General features: G+C 52.7%; 4 protein-coding genes. All 4 read right to left on the reverse strand.

The window, feature by feature from the left end:
• Positions 1 to 29: 29 nt before the first annotated feature.
• Positions 30 to 1706 carry a 30S ribosomal protein S1 gene (rpsA, locus tag INT22_RS04650; protein ID WP_089038441.1) on the reverse strand — a complete coding sequence of 559 codons (1677 nt, stop codon included), beginning with the start codon at positions 1704 to 1706 and terminating at the stop codon, positions 30 to 32.
• A gap of 184 nt (positions 1707 to 1890) precedes the next feature.
• On the reverse strand, positions 1891 to 2580 hold the full coding sequence (gene cmk, locus INT22_RS04655) for a (d)CMP kinase (RefSeq protein ID WP_193060198.1): 690 nt from the start codon (positions 2578 to 2580) through the stop codon (positions 1891 to 1893).
• Complete coding sequence (locus INT22_RS04660) at positions 2570 to 4861, reverse strand: bifunctional prephenate dehydrogenase/3-phosphoshikimate 1-carboxyvinyltransferase (RefSeq protein WP_193060197.1); 2292 nt, start codon at positions 4859 to 4861, stop codon at positions 2570 to 2572. Before INT22_RS04660 ends, cmk begins: the two co-directional genes overlap by 11 nt.
• An 11-nt stretch (positions 4862 to 4872) precedes the next feature.
• Positions 4873 to 5500 (reverse strand): prephenate dehydratase (pheA, locus tag INT22_RS04665; protein WP_193067767.1); only part of this gene is annotated, 628 nt, incomplete at its 5' end.

A 5500-nucleotide genomic window follows, 5' to 3' on the forward strand; every position in this document is an offset into this window, starting at 1 on the left:
GGCGTTTTTCAAGACTATCAACTACTTAATTAGTCTTGGCCCATCTGCTGTTTGATTAGATCACCGATAGTGGTCGGACCACCTGCTTCCGGCTCTTGATCACGCAGCTTCTTCAGATTTTGACGAGTATCATCTTGCTCTTTCGCTTTAACCGACAGACTGATCTGACGGCTCTTACGATCAACGCTTACGATACGCGCTTCAATGCTATCGCCTTCATTCAGCACGTTACGGGCATCTTCAATGCGATCAGCACTGATTTCAGACGCCTTGAGGATAGCAACAACATCAGTCGCTAGCTCAACGTGTGCTTCTTTGGCATCAACTTCTACGATACGGCCTGTAACGATGCTACCTTTGTCGTTAACCGACAGATATTCAGCTACTGGATCGGAATCCATTTGCTTAATACCTAAGGAGATACGCTCACGCTCAGGATCGATTGAAAGAATAACGGCTTCAGCTTCGTCACCTTTCTTGAAGTTACGGACGGCTTCTTCGCCAGTTTCTGTCCAAGAGATATCGGACAGGTGAACCAGACCATCAATACCGCCTTCAAGGCCGATAAAGATACCGAAGTCAGTGATTGACTTGATGGTACCTGAAACACGGTCGCCCTTGTTGTATTCAGCGTTGAAAGTTTCCCATGGGTTAGCAGTACACTGCTTGATACCCAGAGAAATACGACGACGCTCTTCATCGATGTCAAGAACCATAACGTCAACATCGTCGCCCACTTGGACAACTTTAGACGGATGGATATTCTTGTTAGTCCAGTCCATTTCTGAAACGTGAACCAGACCTTCGACGCCCTCTTCCAGCTCAGCAAAGCAGCCGTAGTCAGTCAGATTAGTGACAACTGCGTGCACTTTGGTGCCTTCCGGGTAACGGTCTTTGATGTTGACCCAAGGATCTTCACCCAGCTGCTTAAGACCTAGTGATACGCGGTTACGCTCACGGTCAAACTTCAGCACTTTGACGTTGATTTCGTCGCCAACAGCAACGATTTCGGACGGATGCTTGATGCGCTTCCACGCCATATCAGTGATGTGCAGCAGACCATCAACGCCGCCGAGATCAACGAAGGCACCGTAATCAGTCAGGTTCTTAACGATACCTTTGATTTGCTGACCTTCCTGCAGGGTTGCCAGCAGTGCTTCACGCTCAGCACTGTTTTCAGCTTCCAATACAGCACGACGCGAAACAACGACGTTGTTGCGCTTCGGGTCAAGCTTGATGACTTTGAAGTCTAGCTCTTTGTTTTCCAGGTGCGCAGTATCACGAACCGGACGAACGTCAACCAGAGAGCCCGGCAAGAAGGCACGGATAGAGTCGACGTCGACGGTGAAGCCGCCTTTGACCTTACCGTTGATCACGCCCTTGACGACTTCGTCTTTCTCGAAGGCTGCTTCCAGAATCTTCCAAGCTTCTGCGCGCTTGGCTTTTTCACGGGACAGACGCGTTTCACCGAAGCCATCTTCTACGGCTTCAAGTGCAACGTGCACGTCGTCACCGATAGCGATGGTCAGTTCACCGTTCTCATCGCGGAATTGTGACGCAGGGATCTGACCTTCAGATTTCAGACCAGCGTTAACGGTAACCCAGTCACCGTCAATGTCGACAACCTGAGCCGCGACAATTGCGCCTGGCTCCATGTTGATGTCGTTAAGAGACTGTTCAAACAGTTCAGCAAAGCTTTCGCTCATGGTTTTCCTACGTGATCAACGTTGTTGAGGCATAAATGCCTTCTCCGTACCACCAGCAAGTACGGGCCTAATGTCATTCAGCTTTTGGAGGTGTTAGCGCTGGTTAGACCTGACCGGGCTCTCTGATATGGAGTTATCGCCCTGCCACGTCGTGACACCTTTCCAAAAACGCCGCAAGGGAGAATCAACTGCCGCTTACTATGCCACGTTGGTCTAGTAATTCGGTCAACTGATCAACCACTTCCGGTATGCTCAGGCATGTGGTATCAAGCGTTATGGCATCATCTGCCGGCTTGAGAGGAGCCACACTGCGCTGCGTATCGCGTGCATCGCGTGCCTGAATCTCCTTTAAAAGACTCGATAGACTAGCATCCACCCCGGCTTCCTGCAACTGTAGATGCCTACGCCGAGCCCGCTCCTGCGCACTTGCAGTCAGAAAAATTTTTAATGGCGCATCAGGGAACACGACGGTTCCCATATCACGGCCGTCGGCTACCAGGCCTGGCGGTTGTTGAAAATCTCGCTGACGCTGAAGCAATGCTTCACGAACTTGCGGTAGCGCCGCCACACGGGATGCGCGCTCACCAGCCTGCTCTGTGCGTATCGCTCGGGAAACGTCTTCACCTTCTAAAAGCGTTTGAGATTGCCCACCTTGTACTGGGAAAGCGACATCAAGCTGCGCAGCAAGCAATGCCAACGACGCCTCATCATCCAACGCCACATTATGCTTTAAAGCTGCCTGAGCAGTAAGCCGATAAAGCGCCCCACTGTCTAACAGGTGCCACCCCAGGCGTTCGGCGACCAACCCACTGATGGTGCCTTTACCTGCACCACCTGGTCCGTCAATCGTTAGCACAGGGGCGTTAATCGGCATTAGCTCCCTCCACACTTACCTGCATGCCGATACGCTGCGCCAAGGTCACAAAATCAGGGAAAGAAGTGGCCACATTAGCGCAGTCATCAATAATAATCTCATCGCTTGCACGCAAAGAGGCTATTGCAAACGCCATGGCAATACGGTGATCACCTAAGCTATCAATACGACCACCGCCATAGCTCGCCACGGCATCGTCAGCATTGCCAACAATATCAATACCATCTTCAACAACTGTGTGTTCAACGCCTAGTATCGCCAGCCCATCGGCCATTGCCTGAATCCGATCAGACTCTTTGACCCGCAGCTCTTCAGCACCGCGCAAGCGCGTTTTGCCTTGCGCGTTAGCAGCCGCGATAAATAGTGCAGGGAATTCATCAATGGCAAGCGGTACTTGATCAACCGGGATATCAATCCCTTTTAATGGCGCATAGCGAATACGGATATCCGCCACCGGCTCACCGCCTACCTCGTGCTCATTTTCAAGCGTTAAGTCAGCGCCCATCAGGCTGAGGATGTTAATCACACCAACGCGCGTAGGGTTGATACCCACGTGCTCAAGGGTAATGTCAGCCCCTGGCGTAATTGCCGCAGCGACGAGGAAGAACGTGGCAGAAGAAATATCAGAAGGGACATCTATCGGGCCTGCCGTCAGCTTACCGCCACCTTGAAGCCAGCAAGTATCGCCCTCGCGCGAGACCTCGTAGCCAAAACCATTAAGCATACGCTCGGTGTGATCGCGAGTAGGCGCTGGCTCACGCACGCGAGTTTCACCTTCGGCGTACATACCGGCTAACAGCAAGCAGGATTTCACCTGCGCACTGGCCATGGGCATGTCGTAGTAAATACCCTGCAATGCGGCGCCACCTTTGATCCTGAGTGGCGGGCGGCCACCTTCAGCGGTGTCGATAGTCGCACCCATCAAACGCAGAGGGTCAGCAACACGCCCCATTGGCCGCTTGGTTAACGACTCGTCACCGGTTAGCTCACTATCAAACGCTTGGCCTGCCAATAATCCCGCAAACAGGCGCATGGCAGTACCTGAATTACCCACGTACAGAGGGCCTGCCGGAGCTTTCAAGCCATGCATCCCTACGCCATGAATAGTAACCCGCCCCTGATATGGCCCTTCAATGGCAACACCCATTTCACGAAAAGACTGCAGTGTCGCAAGACTGTCCTCACCTTCAAGAAACCCTTTAACCTCGGTGACTCCCTCCGCCAGAGCACCCAGCATGATGGAGCGATGGGACATTGATTTATCGCCCGGCACACGCAGACGGCCTTGCGCCTGGCCGCCCGGCTGCACCCGATAAGTCACTTTACCGTGTGGTTGCATATGATATTCCGCCTGATAGCTGGTTTTATTCAATAACGTATCAAAATAATGGCGTGCATGACTGGCACGATCAAACGTTGCAATAAGGGCATCGCTATCGCCACTTTCCACCGCCTTCCGCAACCGAGTAAGCCCCGCCTCAAAATCATCTAACGACGACAAGACGGCGTCCCGGTTGGCAATAAAGATATCTCGCCACATAACAGGGTCGCTGCCCGCGATACGGGTAAAATCACGAAACCCGCCGGCTGCATAGCGAAAGATTTCTAGCCGCTCGTCTTGACGTGCCAGCGTATCGACCAACGAAAATGCCAGTAAATGCGGCAAATGACTGGTACGCGCCAACACTTGGTCGTGCCGCTCTACACTCATTTGCAGTACGTCTGCGCCAGCGGCAGACCACAACGCCTCAACCCGCGCAAGCGCTCCTGCGTCGACATTCGGCTCCGGCGTTAGTATCACTTTGTGATTGATATAGAGGGCGGGGTCTGCTGCAGCAACACCACTTTTTTCAGAGCCTGCAATAGGATGACCTAGCACCACTGTAGGGGGCATTTCCCCGAAGGCACGCACAGCACAGTCACGGATCGTCGCTTTCGTGCTGCCCACATCGGTAATCACCACGTTTTTAGACGCACGGTGAAGCGAACCTGCCAGGGTGGTCATCACACTCTCCATGGCCAATACCGGTACAGCCAAAATCACCATAGAGACGTCATCAAGCAGTTCTGCTAGCTGCGAACCGCCATGATCTATCAATCCTAAATCAATCCCCAAGGCGATTTCTGACGCATTGGGGTCACACGCTGAAATATGCCCTTTGAAACCTGAGTGCCGTAGCGCGGCGGCCAGCGACCCTCCGATCAAGCCAAGGCCAACAATCAGTAGGTGCGACTCTTGGCAAGATGAGCGAACTCCAGCGCTAGATTCCAACGCTTGCACAGCACACTCCGTCACAGCACGCCTAGAGGATAGGAGCCAAGCACACGCAGCTCAGAAGCACGTAGTCTTACTTCTTCGAGCACTGCCGCTACCTGCGGCTCATCCCGATGCCCTTTGAAATCGATAAAGAACACATAATTCCAAACACCAGTCCGCGAAGGCCGTGTTTCGATCCGCGTTAAATCAATGCGGTGACGATGGAACGGTTCCAACAGATCATGCAGTGCACCGGGCTGGTTACGCATAGCGACAACAATTGAGGTTTTATCCTCGCCAGATATCGGCACATCTTGATTACCAATAATCAGAAAGCGCGTGGAATTATCAGGGCGATCTTCAATCTTTTCGGCAATGCGCTCTAGACCATACAGTTTGGCCGCCATATCTCCGGCAATTGCTGCACTGTGCCACTCTGTTTTGACCAGCTTGGCAGCTTCTGCGTTAGAGGAAACTGGCACCCGCTCAGCGTGGGGATAGTGAGCATCAAGCCATTTACGGCACTGGCCAAACGATTGAGGGTGGGAATAGATGCGTGAGACCTTATCCCGACGCGTGGTTTCACTAATTAGCAGGTGGTGGTGAATGCGTAGCACCACTTCACCGCAGATCTTGATAGACGAGTCCATAAAGGTGTCGAGC

It is taken from the genome of Halomonas sp. 3D7M, assembly GCF_014897885.1.
Classification (GTDB): Bacteria; Pseudomonadota; Gammaproteobacteria; order Pseudomonadales; family Halomonadaceae; genus Vreelandella.

Bases quoted from the DNA above. Each gene is read 5' to 3' on its own strand.
- rpsA (WP_089038441.1), bottom strand. From the start codon at position 1,706: ATGAGCGAAAGCTTTGCTGAACTGTTTGAACAGTCTCTTAACGACATC.
- cmk (WP_193060198.1), bottom strand. From the start codon at position 2,580: ATGCCGATTAACGCCCCTGTGCTAACGATTGACGGACCAGGTGGTGCA.